Below are 21,799 nucleotides of genomic sequence, written 5' to 3'. Positions count from 1 at the left end.
GGGAGATATTATCGTCTGGATGTTTGTACTTCACTGCCAAAAAATATATTATTCTCCTACTTGATTATTAGATGAATCCAGAAAGCGCAGAAACTTACATCAATCATCCCACTTGGGGCTTGCTATATCGGATCTGCATGGTTGATGATGCCCAGGATCTGTTCACTACACTCTACGCCCAACGCCTGTTTTTTTTGGTGGTGAACGACATGAAAGCACTTAAATTTCAACCCATAGGGCGTACAGAAGCCCGAATGTTGTTGGAAAATCGTTTGCGAACTTTGCGTCGCAATGGTCTGTCACAGGAGTACGATCAGCTTCAGAGTGTTTTCCAACGCACCTTCCAATGACTAGTTCGATTAACGAACGTATTACTCAAATTCGTGCATCCTTCCCAGCTTCAGTCAGGTTAATTGCTGTCACCAAGCAAATGCCAACTGAAGTTATTCGCGCTGCTTATGCAGCAGGTATCCGCGATTTTGCTGAAAATCGCATCCAAGAAGCTGCTACCAAACAAGAACAGTTACAAGAGTTATCAGATATTACTTGGCATTTTATTGGCCATTTGCAAAGTAATAAAGCTAAAAAAGCCCTTGAACTATTTGACTGGATTCACTCCCTAGATAGTTTGCAGCTGGCACAGCGTTTAGATCAAGTAGCGCAACAGCTAGGCGTAAACCCCCAAGTGTGTCTACAAGTGAAAATCCTCCCTGACCCCAGTAAGTCAGGTTGGAGTGTGCCGGAATTACTAGCTGATTTGCCTGCGCTCAACCAGTGTAAAAGTTTACAAATTCAGGGTTTAATGACAATTCCGCCTTTTGGGTTAAATGATGCGGAAATCCTTTATGTATTTAATAGTACACACCAGTTAGCTAAAGAAATTTCTGCACAAAACTGGGATCACATCAAAATGCAAGAGTTGTCGATGGGTATGTCGGGGGACTACCAACTGGCGATACAAGCTGGGGCAACAATGGTAAGATTAGGGACTATCTTGTTTGGTAAGCGCACTTAAGTAGAATAACCCCATTATTCTTTGATAGTGTTTTTAGTTGCCCAGTATGAGCTACGGATAAAGTAGGCTTATACTGGTGCAATAAAACACATAAAATATTTTCTTAATAAAAATAAAAAATCAGAAAAAGGTGTTAAAGTCAACTTCCTTTCGGATCAGTGTTGGGATATAATCTTGACTCAATTATTGTATCTAGGTTAATGTACAGACGTTCGATGTAATACCGAATTTGCAGAAAGAATGCTAAAGATACACACGCTCAAATACTTGTGATATCTAGCTTACTTAATTTTGAATTGGTACAACGTCAGTCCATTGCCAATAACAGTAGTAGATGCTACAAATAGCGATAAAATTATTGGGATTGTCTGCCCTTTGTAGCGTTCCCATTAGCTACATCATTTGATGAACCGGATAAATAGAGACAATTATCAGCAGGAGCGTCACTAAATGAATAATATATTTTCTAAACTACGAGACTTTGTAGGTCTCAATGAACAAGTGGAATACGAATACTACGAAGAAGAAGCAGATACAGATAACTACCAAAACCTGTATCAACAAGAAAATCCCCAGCCAGCACCAGCAGAAGCCACCCCACCTAATCGACGTTGGCGAGAACCAGTGACTACAATGGGTGATGAGGTAGTAACAGGAACAAAATCGACGATGGGGAATGTGATTGGTATGCCAGGAGCAATTAACGGGATTTCTGAAGTATTAGTTCTAGAACCTCGGACATTTGAAGAAATGCCCCAGGCAATTCAAGCATTGCGTGAGCGTAAGTCAGTAGTGTTGAATCTGACAATCATGGATCCAGATCAAGCACAACGTGCAGTTGATTTTGTAGCTGGTGGGACTTACGCATTAGATGGACATCAAGAACGCATTGGCGAAAGTATCTTTTTGTTTACGCCTAGCTGCGTGCAAGTCAGCACCCAAGGTGGAGTTATTCATGAAGTACCCCAACCCCCAGCCCGTCCTTCTCGTCCTGCAACCCCCAATCCAACAGCTTGGGGCAACGAAGCTAACCGGATGGTACAATGAGGTTAAATTAGTCATTAGTCAATAGTCACAAGTTCAAAGTTTTTGACTATTGACTATCGACAAATGACCAATGACTAATGACTAAGTGACTAATGACTATAAAATTTGGCTTAATTGGTGGTGGGGTAATGGGAGAATCGCTGTTATCCCGCCTTATCGCGCGAGAAATTTATCACCCCTCAGAAGTCATAGTCAGCGAACCGCAGCTAGCGCGCCAAGCTTTTTTAAAGCAGAAATATGATGTGAGTGTCACTACAGATAATTGTCTGGTGTTAAGCCAAGCCCAAGAAGTTTTGTTTTTGGCAGTGAAACCGCAGGTATTTAGTGCGATCGCTCAAGAATTAGCAGAAATGATTTTAGTCTCAGGACACTCACCCCTAGTCATTTCAATTTTGGCGGGAGTGTCTTTAAGTCAGCTAGAAGCAGCATTTCCCGAATTACCAGTCATTAGAGCCATGCCCAACACCCCCGCAACTGTTGGTGCAGGTATGACAGCTATGAGTTTAGGTGCATACACTCACCCCCAACACCAAAAGTTAGCACAGCAGATATTCTCGGCTGTAGGGGAAGTTGTCGAAGTGAGTGAATCCTTGATGGATGCAGTCACAGGTTTATCTGGGAGTGGCCCGGCTTACGTAGCAATCTTAGTAGAAGCCCTCGCCGATGGAGGCGTTGCAGCCGGATTACCGAGGTCAATTGCCAATCAACTAGCATTACAAACCGTCCTGGGGACAACCAAATTATTGCAAGATAGCAAAATGCACCCAGCCGAACTAAAAGACCGCGTTACCAGCCCTGGTGGGACAACAATTGCAGGTGTAGCTAAATTAGAACAAGCAGGATTTCGTTCTGCCCTAATTGAAGCAGTCAAAGCAGCAGCATTGCGATCGCAAGAATTGGGAAAATGAGAGAGTAGTGAGTGCTGAGTGCTGAGTAGTGAGTAGTGAGTAGTGAGTAGTGAGTGGTGAGTAGGAGAAAGTAGAGAATTTTTCCTAATGCCCAATTCCCAATTCCCAATTCCCATTCTCACTAACGAAGTTGACAAAAGACTCGTTAATATAGTAAACAGTCCGGTTGTAAAAGTGATTGAGTGAATTATCCCGTGCCGTCCCCAGAACTAGACTTAGGGTTGATATTTCCCTTTGAGCTAGATCAGTTTCAAAAAGATGCGATCGCGTCCCTGAACGCGGGGCGATCTGTTGTCGTGTGTGCGCCCACAGGTTCGGGCAAAACTTTGGTTGGTGAATACGCTATTTATCGCGCCCTAACACGAGGGAAACGGGTATTCTACACCACTCCTTTAAAAGCACTGTCTAATCAAAAATTACGTGACTTCCGCGAAAAATTTGGCTTTGACTCGGTGGGTCTGTTAACGGGAGATGCTTCCATTAATAGGGATGCCCCCATTTTGGTGATGACTACCGAAATTTTTCGGAATATGCTCTACGGCACACCAATTGGGCAAGTTGGTATTTCCTTGGTGGATGTGGAAGCAGTGGTGTTGGATGAATGCCACTACATGAACGATCGCCAACGAGGTACTGTTTGGGAAGAATCGATTATTTACTGTCCCCGTGAAGTCCAACTAGTCGCCCTATCTGCTACCGTTGCCAATAGCGACCAACTCACCGACTGGCTAAATCGCGTTCATGGCCCTACTGACCTAATTTACTCCGATTTTCGCCCTGTCCCCTTAGCTTTTAATTACTGTAGTCCCAAGGGACTGTTTCCCCTGCTAAATGACAGCAATACCAAAATTAACCCCCGTCTCGCCAACAGAGGGAAACGAAAACAAGCGGATAGGGATAGAGGAAGAAATGGCAGACCAGAAGCCCCCAGCCTGATATATACCCTAAACCATTTACAAGAGCGGGATATGTTGCCGGCGATTTATTTTATCTTCAGTCGCCGGGGATGTGACAAAGCTGTGGCAGAGGTTGGTGATTTATGGCTGGTAGATAATGATGAGTCACAGGTGTTGCGGCGACAAATCGACGATTTTTTAACCCGCAACCCCGAAGCCGGACGCACAGGACAAATTGCCCCCCTCTATCGGGGAATTGCTGCCCACCATGCCGGAATTTTACCAGCTTGGAAAGCTTTGGTAGAAGAACTATTCCAACAAGGTTTAATTAAAGTAGTATTCGCCACAGAAACCCTAGCAGCCGGAATTAATATGCCCGCTAGGACAACAGTGATTTCCACCCTCTCCAAACGTACCGACACCGGACACCGCCTGTTGAACGCTTCGGAATTTCTGCAAATGGCGGGTAGGGCTGGTCGGCGGGGGATGGATAAACAAGGTTATGTAGTCACAGTCCAAACTCCCTTTGAAGGAGCAAAAGAAGCGGCGTATTTAGCCACCTCTAAGCCAGACCCGCTAGTTAGTCAGTTTACCCCTAGCTACGGCATGGTTTTAAACTTGCTGCAAACCCACACCATAGAGAAAGCCAAGGAACTGATAGAACGCAGTTTTGGGCAGTACATGGCGACATTGCATTTAAGACCAGACTATGAGTACATAGAAGAACTACAAACCGAATTAGCCACATTACAAGAGCAAATCGCCTCTGTTAGTCAACATGAAGTGGCTATTTATGAAAAATTGTGGCAACGTCATAAAGTAGAACGCCAGTTATTAAAAACTCTACAAGAACAAGCCCAGGAAGCGCGACAAGAACAAATTAAGATGCTGCTGGACTTTGCTGTTTCTGGGACATTGCTGAGTCTCAAGGGCAAAAATATTACAACATCTGACCCTGTAACAGCCGTTTTAGTTGGACAATCTCCTACATCTGGTGAATCTAGCTACTTGATATGCTTAGGAAAAGATAATCGCTGGTATGTGGCGGCGACGGTCGATGTAGTAGATTTATATGCCGAATTGCCCCGTGTGGAAGTACCACAGGATATCATTCCACCCCAAGAGTTAGTCTTTAAACCAGGAAAATCCTGTCGTGGTGATGAAAGAACAGCTGCGATCGCTCAAAGTATCCCTGACCCCGATGGGTCTTTGGATCTTCCCCAGGAAGTAGCAGAACAATTGAGTCGCGTGAATGCTGTACAAGCCCAATTAGAAGCCCATCCCCTCTATCAATCAGGGAATATTGCCAAAGTTTTCAAGCGTCGGGAACGCTACGCTGAAATTGAAGAAGAACTGCAAGAGTTGCAGGGGCAAGTAGAGCAACAATCCCAACGTTATTGGGAAGAATTTCTCAATTTAATCACGATTTTGCAGCAATTTGATTGCTTAGATAATCTCGTCCCCACGCGATTAGGACAAGTTGCCGCCGCCATTCGGGGAGAAAATGAACTGTGGTTAGGTTTAGCCTTAGCTAGTGGTGAATTGGACAACTTAGATCCTCAGCATTTAGCTGCTGTCATCGCTGCTTTAGTCACAGAAAGCCCCCGTCCCGATAGTAGAGTTAACTTTAACCTGTCCCCAGAAATAGACGAAGCTTGGTCAAGCTTACAAAAAATTCGCCGGGCTGTGTTAAAGGTGCAGTACCGTCATAGCGTCACTTTGCCAGTAGGCTTGGAGAATCGATACATTGGCTTAATTGCCCTTGTCGAGCAGTGGGCTTTAGGCACTGAGTGGGTAGAATTATGTGAAAACACCACTTTAGATGAAGGTGATGTGGTGCGAATTTTACGCCGGACATTGGATTTATTATCGCAGATACCCCACGTTCCCAATTTGCCAGATGCTTTGCAGCGTAACGCCTACCGTGCCATGCAACTAATTGATCGATTCCCAGTTAATGAAGTAGTGGAATAGTCAAACGAACTACCTTTAGCTCAAGCGGAGCTAGCTAGGGGTAGTTTATTTAGCCAGTTCAAAAATCTTATTAGTTACTTCTAGGTCTTTTGGTTATCTGACTTAAACCTACCTGGAATAAAATCTCGCTGACTTAAATGCTTCGTTTTACGCTTAGTGACGCGCTCTCGCCACATCCGAAAACTAGATTCTTTCATTTCACGCCTCATCAGGGCAATTACTTGTTTTTCTAACAAGCCAAATTGGGCTTCAATGGCTTCAAAAGGGGTTCTATCTTCCCAAGCCATTTCAATAATGCGATCTATGGTTGTAGAATCTAGTTCAGGTAATTTCATATTTGATTTGCAGTTATTAATATTCTAATAATTGACTAAATTTAGGCGTTATTTTCTGATTCGGTGGCTAGCTTCTGTCCAATTTTTGGTTCTGTACCAGCTAATAACCGCTCAATATTACCTCGGTGGCGCAAAATGACATACAATCCACCAGCCACACCAAACAAAATATAGGGTAAGGGTTGGTGGAAAATTGCCATGAGGATAGACACTGCGATCGCGCCAATAATTGAACTCAATGATACAATCCGCGATATGGCTACGACGATGGCAAACACACCCAGTGTAGCCAAACCCACTTGCCAACTCATCGCCAACAAAATACCTAAGCTGGTGGCGACAGATTTACCACCTGTAAACCCTAAAAAGATAGACTTGCTGTGTCCCAAGATGGCGGCTAAACCTACTAAGGTAACTAGCCAAGGTTGCCAAAGTTTTAAATCTACTGAGGTGGGGATAAGATTTTGATTAGAGGCGAAGTTGAATAAATAGTAGACTAGAGCGATCGCTAATACTCCCTTAAAGCAATCAATCAATAAAACAAATGCTCCCGCACCTTTACCTAAAGTTCTCAGAACATTGGTTGCACCTGTTGAGCCTGAACCCACTTCCCGGATATCAATACCCTTAAGTTGTTTGACAGCAATATACCCTGTAGGGAAAGAACCCAACAGGTAAGCTACAAGTACGACTGCACCACACAAACTTAACCAAACAGCCATAGGAAATTCAAAAGAGTCAATAGTTTATGTCAATAGTCTATATTGAGTCGCCCCAGAGTTTTTAACTAAGTGTGAATAGCTGATCGCACTAGTACAGCACGGCATAAACAAACAGACTATTCTTAATTAGTCAACCAAGTCAGTCTCTTGATTCCGTTAACATTCCACGCAACCACTGACTACCAATACCTAAAAATCATCATCATAATTTCTCATGGTTTTGGGGTCAGGGGCAAAAGCTAACCACAGAGGGAATTGTAGAAGTCCCAGGCTGATTTGCTCCTCTGAATCATCAATGAGAATTAAGGGTAATTGATTGGTTTTGGTTAGGCGGTCTGCTTTTTGAGCTAGGGCATCTGCTGTTTCAAATAATACTACTCCCCTGTCTGGCCCAAAATCTGGGCGACCTATGCCTAGACAATCTTGTAAACCCCGCCGCCATTCACCTAGACGTTCTGGAGTGTTAGCCAAAACTAGGGTACGGAGGCGATCGCCATACAGTTTATGTAATATCGAAATTGCCGCCGATGCAATCAACACATTCTGCAAGCGACTACCCATTGTCCGCAACGCACCCCGTCCCCCTTGGCTAAAGAACCAATTAGAGACTCGTTCCGCGTGGACTGGTTCAAAGGTGCGGCGTAATTGCCAAGCCGGCCCATAATAATCGGGTTTATTACGGTATTGGTCAATTAGGCGACGAATTTGTTTAGTTGTTTCTTGAAACTGCTGTTGAGCAAACTGGGGAGTTCCGGCTTGGGGTTCAGCAGGTTTAGCTTCTTTGATAACTGCGACTGGTTTTTCTCTTTCTGTAACCGGGGGTAATAGTTGTAACTGTTCTGCTGCGGCTGCTAAATCTTGTAAGCTACCCGTGAGATAGTCTTTAAAACCTTGTACTCGAATTGCCAAGTCTTGAGATGTCCCAGCAAAAGTAGTTCGCATCTCATTGCGGATGCGTTCTTGGCGACGTTCTAGTTGTTCTATAGAAATTTGTAGGGTTTGTTTGCGTTGTTCTAGTTGTGCTAACGACTCTTGCACTACTTTTCCCAGTGCAGTTTGAGTTTCTCTGATTTGTCCCTGAAGGGTGTCGTATGTCGTTTGCAGGGTTGCTATTTCAGCTTTGAGGGCTGCTTCAGTGCGTTGGAGTTCAGCAATGAGTTTTTCTGATTCTGTGACTGAACCCAGTGCTGTATTTTCCCCTGCTAACTGCTCAACCAAAGCATTTGGTGCTTCTGCATCAGAGACAGGTTCAGGATTTGTATCATCTGATGGCTGCTCAACAGATGGTGTTTGGGCTGCTATTTCCAGAACAGGCTCTTCAGATGGGTTTTCTAGATTTTCTGGTTTGGGGGTTTCTACTTCGATTTGTTCCAACCACTCATCAATCGGTTCTGGGGTTTGAGATTCCTCTGGGTTCATAAACTATAATGCAATCCCTATAAAACGAATAAATAGCTTTTAGAAATATACTATTGACTTGCCCGAAAATTCTTGATTCAATAGTCTAACTCGAAACCAATCAACACAGGATAAGAGACACTTCGCATAGCTTGCTTGTATGACTGTGTAGCAGTTGCGGCTAAATCCGTGGACAACGCTCTTCCAAGCAAGTTCTGAGGGTATTAGGGTCAAACAAAATTGGCAGAAAGTGAATACTGTTAATTTCTTTAAAATAAAACAATATAGGCACTGGATGCCAAAAAATTCGCCAGTTTTGCCATTCCCGATAAGGAAAACGCCGAATCAGCTTTTCACCTCTTTTAATATCTAAGTCAGTGGCGGTAAATTGCAACCGCAGAGTCACCGCTTGAAATAAAAGAAATAAACCTAGTAGTGCAAACACTCCTCCTAGCAAAGGTTGCACGAATATGAGTGGAACAGCAGTAATTACCAGAACCACAGGGATATTGTAACTGGGTTGAAGTTCCACAGTTGATGTGAAGTTGGGAGCAATTGAACTGGTCACAGTTTCTCGTCCTGCTTTATTACTAAATACTTTCTCTATTGTAAAAGTCATTAGTCAATAGTCACTCTTAAAATCCTTGCAACAATGCACCACCCGTTCCCTGAAACATAATCCAGGATAGGAAAAAGTTGCTTACAAAGATAATTAGCAAGGCGGTGACAACAGCCGTTGTGGTTGATTGTCCCACCCCTTTCGCTCCTCCTGTAGTGGTCAAACCCCAGCTACAACCAATCACAGCGATGAACATCCCAAAGCAACAGGCTTTAATCATGGCACTCAAAATATCCCAACTACCTAAAAGGTTGCGGGCTGAGTCTAAAAACATTGTGTCAGAGATGCCATACATACTCGACGCAATCAGCAATCCTCCTAACATTCCTGTCACCAAAGACAAGAGAGTTAAGATTGGCAGCATCAAGCAGCAAGCTAGCAGGCGGGGGATAACTAAATAATCAATGGGGTCGGTTCTGAGCATTAACATGGCATCAATTTGTTCTGTGACTCGCATTGTGCCAATTTCTGCGGCGAATGCTGAACCAACACGCCCTGCTAATATGACAGCTGTCAGCACGGGTGATAATTCTCGTGTTAATGCTACTGCCAACACTCCACCAACAAGATTTCCCGCACCGAAATTAATAAACTCTCGTGCTACCTGAATGGTAAATACTGCGCCCACAAAAACAGCCGTTAGCAAGGCAATAAATAGAGAATCTGGCCCGACGGCTGCCATTTGCTCTTTAGTATTGCGCCAATGGATTTTTCCCCTCAGCAGGTGAACCATAGCTTGTCCACCCAAAAAAATCGCCGCCAGCAATCGCTGACTCCACGTTCCTAACCCGGATTTGGATGTAGTTTCACTCAATGTTCTATAGCTAACTCGGTGACTGCCTTAAGAATAGCGAAAGTGAATAGTCATTAGTCAATAGTCATTTAGTCAATGGGCATGGGGTATTGGGCATTAGTCAATGGGCATTTGGCATTGGGCATTGTATTTTTCTCCCCTGCTCCTCCTGCTTTCTTGTCCTCTGTCACCTGTCACCTGTCCCCTGTCACCTAAATTACTCGAAATATTAACTTATTGTAATGTTTTTCTCAGGAAACATAGCTTTTTATGAACACGTTAAAAGTCTTAACATCCCGATCGCTTGTAATATAAGCTTGGTTTAATAAGGGTTTGAGAGATTATTCTGCTGTTTTAGACTAATGCACTGAGTGTAGTAGGCGACTATGTTTTTTAATGAAAACTTAAGATTTTTGACAGATTGACCTTTGAGGAGCGATCGCACGTATTGTAGAAGAGGACGTATAGCTAATTAGCTATTGTTGACTTGATTCTAGGAGTTGGTCTGAAATGACTACTTTTACTAACTATCTTCGCTCTTTGATGCTCACGATTATTTTTAGTTTCGTGACTCCTTTTGTTGTCATCGGCGGCATATTACTCTTTTTAGCTGTAGGTGGCTATATTCCCCTATTGCAAGAGCTAGCTACGATCAGTGCTACTGGAATATTGAATTTCCTCACTATTTTTGGTAACGGGTCTATTATCAACGGGATTTTGGCGATTAGCCTGACTTGTGGTTTTGTCGGAGGGCTATTCGATACTTACGTTTACTACCGTTATCAAATTTTGCGTATAGACTCCTAGCACCGCTACGCGGAAGTCAAAAGTCAAAAGTCAAAAGTCAAAAGTCTTGTATTTGAAGACTTTGAACGATTGAGAATGGTCTGTTGATTTATGCTGTCCTGTAGTAGTGATGAAATTGTGGTTTTTAGGTGTTTATGGACTAATAGCAAAGCACAAAATTATTTTTGCTAAAACGGAAGATTCTGTTAGTCCTGTCCTAATTTGATATGGGAATTGATAAGTTAGTTTTAACTATATTTATTAATAATTATTAATTAATCAGGTCATTTAGTTGTCAGTTAATACATTTTCTGAACTATTTTAGCCTTGCGGTACTAGCACCGCTACGCGGAAGTCAAAATTCAAAAAGCTTATAGGGCAAAACTCAGCACGGGCTAAACGCCCCGCTACCGCTAACAGCACTCACATAACTTTATCAAGTCGGGTCATCTGGACGCTAGACAACTTATATTGAAATTATTACTAGGTTAATTATTTGCTCATGGTTTGGCCGTTTAAGTCAAAGTTTCGTAAACAAATTGCTCGAATTGAAATTACAGGTGCGATCGCTAGTGCTACGCGCAAACGGGTACTAGAAGCATTAAAAACCGTCGAGGAAAAGAAATTTCCAGCTTTACTACTACGTATCGACAGCCCTGGAGGTACAGTTGGGGATTCTCAAGAAATTTACAGCGCATTGAAGCGATTACGCCAGAAAATCAAGATTGTCGCCAGTTTTGGGAATATATCTGCTTCTGGTGGTGTGTACATTGGTATGGGTGCTGAACACATCATGGCTAACCCTGGAACTATCACGGGTAGCATTGGTGTAATTCTGCGTGGTAATAACTTAGAACGCCTGCTAGAAAAGATTGGTGTTTCCTTCAAGGTAATTAAGTCCGGCCCTTATAAAGATATTTTGGCATTTGACCGGCAACTAACCGACCCAGAACAAGACATATTACAACAGTTGATTGACACCAGCTATCAGCAGTTTGTCCAGACTGTAGCAGAGGGAAGGTCTTTAGAGGTAGAAAAAGTTAAAAGTTTTGCTGATGGACGGATTTTCACCGGGCAGCAAGCCTTAGAATTGGGTGTAGTAGACCGCTTAGGAACAGAAGAAGAAGCCCGTTGTTGGACAGCAGAGTTAGTTGGACTTGATCCGGAGAAAACGCCTTGTTATACGCTAGAAGAACGAAAACCCCTGTTAAGTCGGATTTTACCGGGGAGTCGTCAAGTTTCTTCCAGACTAGGTGCAGGTGTTGATTGGCTAGAATTTGAAATGTCTACTAGTGGTTTGCCATTGTGGTTATATAGACCGTAATCAGGTGACAAACTAATTCAAAATTCAAAATTCAAAATTCAAAATTCTTGAATTTTTGCTTTTTGACTTTTGACTTTTTTATGTCCAATGCTAATGACCAATGACTAATGACTATTGACTAATTCAGGAGGATTTTGGCGTGGAGTGGCGAATGCAAGCTATTCGTGGAGCGACAACCGTTTCGGAAAACACAGTGGAAGCCATGCGCGGCGCAGTTATAGAACTGCTAGACGAACTTGAAAGGCGAAATCAAGTCCAGCCACAAGACATGATTAGTGTGACTTTTTCCGTGACGCGGGATTTAGATGCGATTTTTCCGGCTGCGATCGCTAGACCGCGCCCCGGTTGGGATAATGTAGCTATGCTAGATGTGCAGCAAATGCACGTCGAGGGTAGTTTACAGCGTTGCATTCGCTTTTTAATCCACGCCTATATACCCACCTCCACCCCCATTCATCATATTTATTTACGGGAAGCTAAGAAACTGCGTCCTGATTGGAGTTTACCCCAGGCTTTACAAGCTTCACAGCAAGTAGTAGAGTCAAAAGTTTAACTTGGTTATTGGAAAAAGGGGCTTCTGTCCAATTTAGCTAAATTCCAGGGCGGAGAATTTTCTCAGCTACTTGAGGAGAGCATCGCTGGAGGAAAAACAGCAGTTTAGTTTTACCAATTTGCATCTCATAGCGATGCCTGCTGTGGGCATAGCGATCGCTGTACCAGTTTCGTAAGTCCTGAATGCTATACAATAATCTAGAAAATTTAAAAATTCAATACCGAAGCAAAGCTGTAAAACCTGCTTGTTCAAAGTGTTTATCATAAGCAAGAGCTTCTGAAAGGTTTTGCATTTCCATGATTTTAAATGAAGCGCAATCTGTATGACTCCAACCTTGATCTAGACGTTGGCTATACAATTCGAGTGCGCTAATAAACAATTCACTTGTTTGGGGGATAATCTCAATATTAGGGTTACTAAAAGATTTATTAATTAAACTAATTGCTGCTTTTTTTAAAATACTTCCTTGTTTAGAAAAAGCATTCAACAATTCTGTGAATACCATTTCACTTGTAACTATACGTGCATTAGCTGATAAAGATGTCGTTACACTTCTAGCTTTAAGATGTAATTCATCGTTAGGATTTAGTAGAGCAATCCAATAACCTGTATCAGCAAATACTTTTTTCATTCTTCAATTTTTGGTGAGCCATATAGATAGTAATCTAAATTTTTTGAAAGGTCAGATGGTAGCTTTTCCCATTCTGATTGAGGAATTTGGTTGGTAATATCATCAACTAAGTTTAAAAAGGATTGTTGTGGTGATTTTTCGGTATGATCACCTGTTTGGCTTTCGGAAATCCTTTGCTTAAATCTGTTTTTAATGAAGAGTAAAAAATTTAAAACTTCTTCAATTATAAAATCAGGTGCTTGAGCAATTTCTTTGATTAGTTCTTCTTTTGTACTCATAAATTGACCTCTTTTATTCTTCGTGGCGATGGAATCTAATTCCTAAAAAGATGTCGTAAACAAACTCAAAGAAATCTTTCTTCTGCAACAATCCTGAAGTTTGGTAACAGCCTTTCTCATCTAACAGGGGCTTCATCACATAGTAAGCAGGTTGATAATTATACCAGGGAATAGAAGGCCATAAATGATGAATTAGATGGTAATTTTGACCCATAATCAAGATGTTGAGCAGTTTCCCTGGGTAGACGCGGGCATTTTTCCAGCGATCGCGCTCCGCAAAGGGACGATGGGGTAGATAATCAAAAAATAACCCCAGTGCTATCCCCACGATAAAAGCCGGGATGAACCAAAAATTGAGAATGTATCCTAAAAAGTGATACTGAACGGAAATATAAACAATTGCTACCACAATCAAGCGGCTAATAAACCACTCTAGTAGTTCATTCTTCCGCCACAACTTACGTTGAAAGAAAAATACTTCGTGATACAAAAACCGCACAGCAATTAACCATAGTGGCCCGCCTGTAGAGACATAATGATCGGGGTCGTCTTTGGGATGATTGACATGGGCGTGATGCTGTAAATGTACCCGCGTAAACACAGGAAACGCAAAAGCTAATATCAACGCGCTACCATGACCTAACATGGCATTAATTACCCGGTTGCGGTGAGCAGATTGATGACAAGCATCGTGAATTACTGTCCCTGCACAATGTAAAGCTAGGGTGTTAACAACAAAGCACAGCCAATGCGGCCAGTTCCAAAGCCAATAACCACAGTTAGATACTACTAACATGGCCACAGATGCCAGAAATAACAGCATTGTGGGATTAAAATCACCAGGAGGCGTTAAAAATTCCTTGGGTGGGATTTTTAGTGGTTGCTGTGCCTCCAATGTGAGCATTAGTATCTCCTTTTTGATCGAATTATTACGAATATACGACAAAGATTAGTGAATAATAAACTTTTATAAGCTTTTATATAGCAAGATTTATCTACATCGTTACCGATTAGTGGATGAATAACGCTATGATTCCAGACAAGACTCCAGTCTTTGCTGATGAGGGTGTGCTATCCGCATAACGAATAAGCTTGATGTAAAAATCTCTCAGTGAGGGAGGATGGAACACAGATTGGTGTACGATATCTACTCTGTGCCACAGTTCTAATACCTCTGGCGACATTGGAGTGAATCCAAATCAAACGCCCCTCACCTTACTATGACTCACTAAATAGCTCCCTAGAATCAGCCCCTATGCAATTAAGAGATTCTGTTCGCCGGACAAAAATTGTCGCTACAATTGGCCCTGCCACTAGCAGCCCAGAAATGCTGAAAGCCATTATTGAAGCGGGTGCAACAACGCTGCGGCTCAACTTCTCCCACGGTTCTCATGCCGACCATCAACGTAGTATTCGCCTAATTCGGCAAACCGCTTTTGAACTAAATCAGCCAGTGGCAATTCTCCAAGACTTGCAAGGGCCAAAAATTCGCTTGGGAAAGTTTGAGAATGGGTCTATAGTTTTAGCTAAAGGCGATCGCTTCACCTTGACAAATCGCCCAGTTGTTGGTTGCCAAGAAATTAGCTGTGTCACCTACGATTATTTGGCGGATGAAGTCCCTGTGGGTGCAAAAATCCTCCTTGATGATGGTCGCGTCGAAATGGTGGTGGAGGATATCAACCGCGAGAAAGGTGATTTACATTGTCGTATCACCGTTGCAGGTAAGTTATCTAACAATAAAGGTGTCAACTTCCCTGGTGTTTACCTTTCGATTAAAGCCATGACCGACAAAGACCGCGAGGATCTGATGTTCGGTCTAGACCAGGGTGTAGACTGGGTAGCATTGTCCTTTGTTCGCAACCCCCAGGACATTATCGAAATTAAAGAGCTAATTTCCAGCACCGGTAAGCAAGTACCTGTTGTTGCCAAGATTGAAAAGCATGAAGCTATCGAACAAATGGAAGCTGTTCTCGCTTTATGTGATGGCGTAATGGTAGCTAGAGGTGACTTAGGTGTAGAACTACCAGCCGAAGATGTCCCTGTACTGCAAAAGCGGTTAATTGCCACAGCCAACCGTTTGGGGATTCCTATCATCACTGCTACGCAAATGTTAGATAGCATGGTGAGTAACCCCCGTCCTACTCGTGCGGAAGTGTCAGACGTAGCCAATGCGATTTTAGATGGTACAGATGCCGTCATGCTTTCCAATGAAACTGCTGTGGGTAGTTACGCAGTAGAAGCAGTGGCGACAATGGCACGTATTGCTGAACGCATTGAGCAGGAAGAAGATAATAGTGCAAAATTACGGCAACTGCGAGATAATCGCCGTTCTATCCCCAATGCTATTAGCCAAGCTGTAGGACAAATTGCTGAACAGTTGGGAGCAGCAGCAATTATGACCTTAACCCAAACTGGGGCGACAGCTCGCAATGTCTCGAAATTCCGTCCCCATACGCCGATTTTGGCAGTGACACCCCACGTCAATGTAGCGCGACAGCTACAAATGGTATGGGGAGTTAAGCCTTTATTGGTATTAGAATTACCTTCTGCTGGTCAAACATTCCAAGCCGCGATTAATGTGGCTCAGGAGCATAAGTTGCTGTTTGAGGGTGATTTGGTGGTGATGACTGCTGGTACACTCCAAGGGGTTTCCGGCTCAACGGATTTAATTAAAGTTGAGGTAGTGACAGCCATACTCGGCCAAGGGATTGGACTGGGACAAGGTTCAATCAGTGGTCGTGCTAGGGTAGCTCATACGGGTATGGATTCCACTAACTTTAACCCTGGCGATATTTTAGTTGCATCCCGCACCGGTGCTGATTATGTGGATGCTATTCGCAAAGCTGGCGGGATTATTACTGAGGATGAAAGTCTCACTAGTCACGCAGCAGTTATTGGTTTACGCTTGGGTGTACCTGTGATTGTGGGTGTGAAGAAAGCTACAGAGGTAATTCGTGATGGGGCAATTCTCACTATGGATTTACAACGGGGTTTAATTTACTCTGGAGTAGTGGGAACACCTTAAATAATTCGTAAGGGCTGCAAAGATCCCCGACTTCTTAAAGAAGTCGGGGATCTGACCACGCTAGGGGATCTGACCACCCTAATCATCTAGGTTGAACCATGAGTGGTTTATTTACAAATAGCGCGATCGCTTGAGCTAATATTCCCGTTATGCTGAAGGTAATTGCTGATACGGGAGCATCCTTGCTGCATCAAATTATCTAAATCCAAGTTCCACAGCATTACCCCAGCATCTTCACCACCACTCACCAAGACTTTAGCATTGGGGCTAAAACTAACACTATTCACTTTCCCAGGATGTCCTGAGAAAGTTGTGAGTGATTTACCGTTGGTAATATCCCAGAATTTTATTGTATTGTCGGCACTACCTGAAGTGAGGATTTGACTATCTGGTGTAAAACTGAGGCTGGTTACGCCGTCTGTATGTCCTGTGAGTGTTTGGATTAACTTCCCGTCTGGTATTTGCCAAAGTTTGATGGTATTGTCCCAACTGGCGGAGGCTAATATTTTACCATCTGGGCTAAATTTTACGGATGCGATCGCTAAACCATGTCCCTGTAAATCTTGAACTAGCGTACCATCAGTAGTTTGCCAAATTTTCACTGTATTGTCAGCACTACCGGAAACTAAGAATTTACCATCAGGACTAAAATTAATACTGGTCACTTCATCATTATGTCCTGTGATTGTTCTTAATAGTTGACTATCTAGTAGTCGCCAGATTTTAATAGTTTTATCAGCACTTGCAGCAGCGAGTACCTGATTATCTGGACTAAAGCTAATACTAGTAACTCTGTCTTGATGTCCTGTGAATGTTTGGAGTAATTGCTGAGTTTGAATATTCCAAATTTTAATAGTTTTATCAGCACTGGCTGTTGCTAAAATTTTACCGTCTGGACTAATACCAACAGCTTGAATCATATCTTGATGGGCTGTAAATTTAATTAGCGGTGACACATTCCCAATTTGCGTTCTTTGCCAAATTGTTACTTTACCATCCCAACCACCAGAAACAAAAGTTTTACCATCAGGACTAAAATTTACGTCTTGAACATGATTGCTCACAGGCATTTTATCAGATGTTAGTTGCCAAATTTTAATAGTTTTATCACTACTACCAGAAGCAATATATTTACCATTTGGACTAAAGCTAACATATTTAACTTGTTCACCATGTCCTTGAATAGTTTTTATTAATCTACCATCTAATGTCCAGAGTTTAATAGTCCTATCGGCACTTACAGAAGCTAAAATTTGATTATCTGGGCTAAAATTAATATGATTAATTTGGTCATTGTGTGCTGCTATATTTTGTAATAGTTTCCCTTGATAATTCCACAGTTTAATAGTTTTGTCACCACTGGCAGAAGCGATAAATTTACCATCATGACTAAACTTAATGCAGGTAATACGGGCTTTGTGTCCTGGCAGAGTTTTAATTAATTTACCATTATCTGTGCGCCATAATTTTAATAAATTATCTTCACCACCAGAGGCAATTATTTTACCATCTGGGCTGAAGTTGACAGAATTTACCCAACCATTATGAGCATTCCAACTATTAATTAATTTCCCGTTATCTGTGCGCCATAATTTTATCGTTTTATCAAAACTGGCAGTTGCGATGAGTTTACCATCTGGGCTAAAATTAACATCAGTAACAACATCTGTATGTCCGATAATGTTGTTGATGAGTGTGGTACAGCCTTTGATACGGGTTTCAGTGCTTTTTAAGTTATCTAAATTTAAACAAGAAGTATCAAAAGCATAGATTTTAATATTATGATCAGCACCAGCAACAGCAATATATTTACCATCTACATTAAAAGCGATCGCAGTTAATCTTTGTTGATGTACTATAGTTTCAATTAATCGCCCATCTGTAGACCAAATTTTGATTGTGCGGTCATCGCTAGCAGAAGCTAAAATTTTACTACTAGGATGAAAAATTATACTGTTTACCTGTTGATTATGACCGGGGAAACGATTAATTTCTTGAGTGTTATTAATAGCTTGCTGAAAAGTCGCGGCTGTTGTGATTTGTATATCTTTAGCTGGAGCAAAGACCTGTTTGAGTTCTCGTCCAGCTTTAACACTAGCTATCACACTTTCTAATTGTTGATGAGATAACAAAAACGCCTCTGAGGAAGCATTTAAAGCTGCAACTTCTCGTAACTGTGCCGCGCGCTTCTGTATATAGGCTAAACCACCAAAACCACTAGCAGCGATTCCCAAAACACTAATGATAACTACAGCTTTTTGAGCTTGTCGGAGACGCTTTTTTTGTTCTAATTGTTCTTGTTGGCGAGCATCTAAACAAGCAGCAATAAAATTTTGCACATCAACAGATAATTCATCTGTGTATTTAACATAAATTTCTTCAGCTTCAGCTAGACGAACACCGTGTAACAAAAAATCTGATTGTTGATGATTTTGTTTCCACAGAGATGCTGCTTGTTCAATTTGACGTTGCGATCGCAGTCTACTACGATTTTCCTCCAACCACCAGCGCAACGTTGACCAGTGACGGATAAGAATTTCGTGCGCTACTTCGATAGTGACTGAGGAAGTAGGGAGTTGGGAGTTGGGAGTTGGGAAAGGAAGGGAGGAACTTTTACCTTGTCCTCCTATTTCTTCTTCTAAATTCACAACCACCAATTTTGCTGTAGTTAAAGCAGAGAGTGTTCTTTCCACCAATTCATCAGGATATTTCCTCACCACTAACTCAGATTTCAATATCCTGCGTCTGGTGTCTTCTGTCCCTTCCCCTAACTGTGTCAGTGAAAGAAAAATCCATCTAGCGCATTCTTTCGCCTCAGAGTCTAAATTTTCATAGACTTCCTGTGCTTTACGTTCTAACGCGCCTTTAATACCACCAATTTGTTGCTGATAGGCTGTCAGCGTTAATTCCCCGGCTTGGCGGTATTCCCATAACTGTTCTAAAACAAATTCCAATAGAGGTAAATCTCCAGCCGAGTGGTTTAACTCCTGGAGTAAAATTTCTACCAGTCCCGACTCAACTTTTAAACCCACCTGTTCGGCTGGGTTGATAATGACACGGCGGTAGTCATCGTCAGTTAAATTTGGTGCAACTAATACACTAGACTGCTGTAATAAATTAGCCAGTGCTGATACTTCCAAACAAGCGGCGATAAAGTCTGCTCTAACAGTCACCACCAATTTAAATTTATCAGAGGCGTATTCTATCGCCCCCAACACTAATTCTAAAAATCGCTGTCTATCTTCAGCCGGTGCAAGGGTGAATAATTCTTCAAACTGGTCAACCACCAAAATAACCATCGGTTCTGGACGACTACGCAACCAGTAAACAAAGCCTTCTACCCCTTGGTAAAGCATGGCTTCTAGGAGGAGGTGGGGGGATTGGGGATTGGGAGTTGGGGATTGGGGACTGGGGACTGGGGATTGGGGATTGGGGAACTCGGGGCCCCCTCTGGGGATAAGGGGCAATGGGGATTGGGGATTGGGGACTAAAGACCAAGAAGAATTTTCTACCTTGTCCCCCTTGTCCCCTCTGCTCCCCTGTTCCCCTGCTCCTCTCACCTCTCCCAACCGTCGCGCTAAAGCCTGCAAAGGACGCGCACCGGGACGGATGGTTTTAATTAACCAGGAATCACTATCAGGTAATTGTTTTCCTAGACGTAGTTGAGAAATTAATCCAGCTTGGACAACGGAGGATTTACCGCTACCAGACGCACCAACTACGGCTAAAAATGATTTGTGTGCGATGTGAGCAATTAACTGCTGAGTTAAGGATTCTCTCCCGTAAAAATATTGAGCATCTTCTTCACCAAAGGCTTTTAAACCGCGATAGGGACAAATTTTTAAATCTAAGACTGCGGATTTTTGATGGTTGTGTATACCAGTGGTTGCGGGGATAATTTCGATTACGCCTTGTGTACCTGATAGCCAAATTTGTAAAGGTAGAGATGCAGTTATTTGCGGCTGTTCTGCTAGATGAATTTGTAATTGGGTAATCCAAGCGGCTACTGATAAACCATTAGAGACAGAAGCAGCTTTTATGGTCTCTATCAATGCTTGAGCAAATAATTCTGGGTTGGTTTTGGGACTAGTCGCCGCAATAATACATTGTCCTGTAGTGGAGTTTAATTGTAAATCTTCTATCCAATCTGGCAAGGATAAACTTTGCGTCCCGACTGGACAATCTAAGATAATAATTTGTTGTGTCACCATAGAATGGCGTAACTGTTGTCTGAGCCAAGCACGACTCAACCGAATATCATCTAATAAAACTAATTCTGCTTCTCCTGTGGAAGTTTCTTCTAGTCGTCCCCGCAGATATAGTAAGACTGTAATAGATTCTTCAGTCTGATATGTTTGTATTTGATTGCTAGAACGTAAACATTCTTTGATGCTTTCGCGGATATCTTGAGCCGTTGTATTAGCAGCACGGGGTAAATATTCTAATTCAAAAGCTCCCACACTACCCAACACTTTACTAAAATCTATGGCTGTTTGTGAGCCGATAATTCCTTCAATTACTAATGCTTTTCTAGGGGGAATTGATTCTGCGATCGCCGGAATTTTCCCTATAATTAATTCCCCGATACCTTCAACAATCCGCTTGGGTGTTTGCAGGGGATATTCACTATAAAGTTCGGTATCTCCTTTACCGCGTTTTTGTTGGTTAATTAATCTTAATTGTTGGTTAGTTTTATCTATATATTGCAATGTTTGGTGATAAACATAGCGATATAAGCCATCAGCAGAAATCATCCCTTGATTATCAGATGCCTCACCACGTAAACCCCGCATTAAATAATAGGTGAATACCCCATGCCCCAGTTCAGGAAATTCCCATGATTGTTGGTCTGTATCGCAAGAAAGTAAGGCATAAAACCCTTTACTTTTAGCAGCCCGTTGTTGTAAAACTGCCACTAATTGCGGTGTGGGATTTAATCCGCGTAAAGTCATGCCGCCACTATGACAAGCATCGAGCCAAATTATCTGATTTTGAACACCACTATTACTTAAAAATTCTAGTAATTCTTTAACAGATAAACCTGTATTTTCTAAGTTATCTTTTTGAGTATCTGCCAAACACAAAAATGCTTGTTGTGTATTTGGCTGTAACATTCCGTGACCAGAAAAATAAAATAAAATTGTGTCGGTAGGTTGAGCAGATGCAGTAATTTGCTTTAAGCGATCGCGAATATTAATTAACAGTGGTAATTCTGTAGCAAAGTCATGATAAATATTAATTTCTTTTTGAGAAAATTGTTCTTGAGTTGCACCTGTTAAAGCTTCTGCTAATACCTGACAATCAACTGCGGAATAACGCAGAGATGGCAGTTGTACATCCTGGTATTGATTGACTCCCACCAGTAGCAACCACAGTTTAGAGGTGATTGTTTTCTTGGTTTGATGAGAACTACTGGTAGCAACAGCACGGGGCATTTTAGTTAAGGAAAAATTAACTCAAAATCAAGATACCTTGTCTTCATTAACTTGTTAGGG

Annotated in this window: 19 protein-coding genes; 9 read left to right on the top strand and 10 right to left on the bottom strand. The window is 42.2% G+C overall.

The window, feature by feature from the left end; all coding sequences use genetic code 11:
* Nucleotides 1-71 precede the first annotated feature (71 nt).
* The 5 genes from pipX to L6494_RS18520 all read left to right on the top strand — a co-directional run bounded on the left by pipX (nucleotide 72) and on the right by L6494_RS18520 (nucleotide 5,840).
* A complete protein-coding gene (gene pipX, locus L6494_RS18540) occupies nucleotides 72-350 on the top strand; it encodes a transcriptional coactivator PipX (RefSeq protein WP_190708427.1) in 279 nt (92 codons plus the stop codon).
* Nucleotides 347-1,015: a YggS family pyridoxal phosphate-dependent enzyme gene (locus L6494_RS18535; protein WP_237989152.1), complete on the top strand. Its 669-nt coding sequence runs from the start codon at nucleotides 347-349 to the stop codon at nucleotides 1,013-1,015. The genes pipX and L6494_RS18535 overlap by 4 nt, the downstream gene beginning before the upstream one ends.
* 450 nt (nucleotides 1,016-1,465) lie before the next feature.
* Nucleotides 1,466-2,062, top strand: coding sequence for a cell division protein SepF (locus L6494_RS18530; protein ID WP_237989151.1), 597 nt, complete (start codon nucleotides 1,466-1,468; stop codon nucleotides 2,060-2,062).
* 92 nt (nucleotides 2,063-2,154) lie between these two features.
* Nucleotides 2,155-2,970, top strand: coding sequence for a pyrroline-5-carboxylate reductase (gene proC / locus L6494_RS18525; protein WP_237989150.1), 816 nt, complete (start codon nucleotides 2,155-2,157; stop codon nucleotides 2,968-2,970).
* 182 nt (nucleotides 2,971-3,152) lie between these two features.
* A complete protein-coding gene (locus tag L6494_RS18520) occupies nucleotides 3,153-5,840 on the top strand; it encodes a DEAD/DEAH box helicase (RefSeq protein WP_237989149.1) in 2,688 nt (895 codons plus the stop codon).
* Between the two features lie 80 nt (nucleotides 5,841-5,920).
* Here L6494_RS18520 and L6494_RS18515 read toward each other — a convergent pair whose 3' ends face one another.
* The 5 genes from L6494_RS18515 to L6494_RS18495 all read right to left on the bottom strand — a co-directional run bounded on the left by L6494_RS18515 (nucleotide 5,921) and on the right by L6494_RS18495 (nucleotide 9,728).
* Nucleotides 5,921-6,175, bottom strand: a complete 255-nt coding sequence (locus tag L6494_RS18515) for a TIGR03643 family protein (protein ID WP_237989148.1) — start codon at nucleotides 6,173-6,175, stop codon at nucleotides 5,921-5,923.
* A 41-nt stretch (nucleotides 6,176-6,216) separates the two neighbouring features.
* Nucleotides 6,217-6,897, bottom strand: coding sequence for a glycerol-3-phosphate 1-O-acyltransferase PlsY (gene plsY / locus L6494_RS18510; RefSeq protein ID WP_237989147.1), 681 nt, complete (start codon nucleotides 6,895-6,897; stop codon nucleotides 6,217-6,219).
* Nucleotides 6,898-7,086: 189 nt separating this feature from the next.
* Nucleotides 7,087-8,316, bottom strand: a complete 1,230-nt coding sequence (locus L6494_RS18505) for a DUF3086 domain-containing protein (RefSeq protein WP_237989146.1) — start codon at nucleotides 8,314-8,316, stop codon at nucleotides 7,087-7,089.
* Nucleotides 8,317-8,476: 160 nt separating this feature from the next.
* A complete protein-coding gene (locus tag L6494_RS18500; protein ID WP_237989145.1) occupies nucleotides 8,477-8,914 on the bottom strand; it encodes a DUF3119 family protein in 438 nt (145 codons plus the stop codon).
* 16 nt (nucleotides 8,915-8,930) lie between these two features.
* Nucleotides 8,931-9,728, bottom strand: a complete 798-nt coding sequence (locus tag L6494_RS18495) for an MlaE family lipid ABC transporter permease subunit (protein WP_237989144.1) — start codon at nucleotides 9,726-9,728, stop codon at nucleotides 8,931-8,933.
* 489 nt (nucleotides 9,729-10,217) lie between these two features.
* Between L6494_RS18495 and L6494_RS18490 the strand changes: the two genes are divergently transcribed.
* The 3 genes from L6494_RS18490 (at nucleotide 10,218) to aroH (ending at nucleotide 12,370) form a co-directional block, all read left to right on the top strand.
* A complete protein-coding gene (locus tag L6494_RS18490; RefSeq protein WP_237989143.1) occupies nucleotides 10,218-10,514 on the top strand; it encodes a hypothetical protein in 297 nt (98 codons plus the stop codon).
* A gap of 481 nt (nucleotides 10,515-10,995) precedes the next feature.
* Nucleotides 10,996-11,817 (top strand): signal peptide peptidase SppA, encoded by an 822-nt coding sequence (sppA, locus tag L6494_RS18485; RefSeq protein ID WP_237989142.1) that lies wholly within the window; start codon nucleotides 10,996-10,998, stop codon nucleotides 11,815-11,817.
* 151 nt (nucleotides 11,818-11,968) lie between these two features.
* A complete protein-coding gene (gene aroH / locus L6494_RS18480) occupies nucleotides 11,969-12,370 on the top strand; it encodes a chorismate mutase (protein WP_237989141.1) in 402 nt (133 codons plus the stop codon).
* Nucleotides 12,371-12,407: 37 nt separating this feature from the next.
* Here the strand turns inward: aroH and L6494_RS18475 are convergent, their stop codons facing one another.
* The 4 genes from L6494_RS18475 to crtR are packed head-to-tail and all read right to left on the bottom strand — an operon-like array spanning nucleotide 12,408 to nucleotide 14,183.
* Nucleotides 12,408-12,563, bottom strand: coding sequence for a hypothetical protein (locus L6494_RS18475; RefSeq protein WP_237989140.1), 156 nt, complete (start codon nucleotides 12,561-12,563; stop codon nucleotides 12,408-12,410).
* Nucleotides 12,564-12,584: 21 nt separating this feature from the next.
* Nucleotides 12,585-13,001: a type II toxin-antitoxin system VapC family toxin gene (locus L6494_RS18470; RefSeq protein ID WP_237989139.1), complete on the bottom strand. Its 417-nt coding sequence runs from the start codon at nucleotides 12,999-13,001 to the stop codon at nucleotides 12,585-12,587.
* Nucleotides 12,998-13,279: a hypothetical protein gene (locus L6494_RS18465; RefSeq protein ID WP_237989138.1), complete on the bottom strand. Its 282-nt coding sequence runs from the start codon at nucleotides 13,277-13,279 to the stop codon at nucleotides 12,998-13,000. Before L6494_RS18465 ends, L6494_RS18470 begins: the two co-directional genes overlap by 4 nt.
* 13 nt (nucleotides 13,280-13,292) lie before the next feature.
* Complete coding sequence (crtR, locus tag L6494_RS18460) at nucleotides 13,293-14,183, bottom strand: beta-carotene hydroxylase (RefSeq protein WP_237989137.1); 891 nt, start codon at nucleotides 14,181-14,183, stop codon at nucleotides 13,293-13,295.
* 351 nt (nucleotides 14,184-14,534) lie between these two features.
* Between crtR and pyk the strand changes: the two genes are divergently transcribed.
* Nucleotides 14,535-16,304: a pyruvate kinase gene (pyk, locus tag L6494_RS18455; protein WP_237989136.1), complete on the top strand. Its 1,770-nt coding sequence runs from the start codon at nucleotides 14,535-14,537 to the stop codon at nucleotides 16,302-16,304.
* Nucleotides 16,305-16,411: 107 nt separating this feature from the next.
* On the opposite strand, the gene L6494_RS18450 is transcribed toward pyk, so the two are convergent.
* Nucleotides 16,412-21,739, bottom strand: coding sequence for an nSTAND1 domain-containing NTPase (locus L6494_RS18450; RefSeq protein ID WP_237989135.1), 5,328 nt, complete (start codon nucleotides 21,737-21,739; stop codon nucleotides 16,412-16,414).
* Nucleotides 21,740-21,799 lie beyond the last annotated feature (60 nt).

The sequence above is a fragment of the Nostoc sp. UHCC 0870 genome (genome assembly GCF_022063185.1).
Classification (GTDB): domain Bacteria; phylum Cyanobacteriota; class Cyanobacteriia; order Cyanobacteriales; family Nostocaceae; genus Trichormus.
The sequence above is the reverse complement of the archived record's forward strand: the minus strand, read 5'-3'. Positions and strand labels throughout refer to the sequence as shown.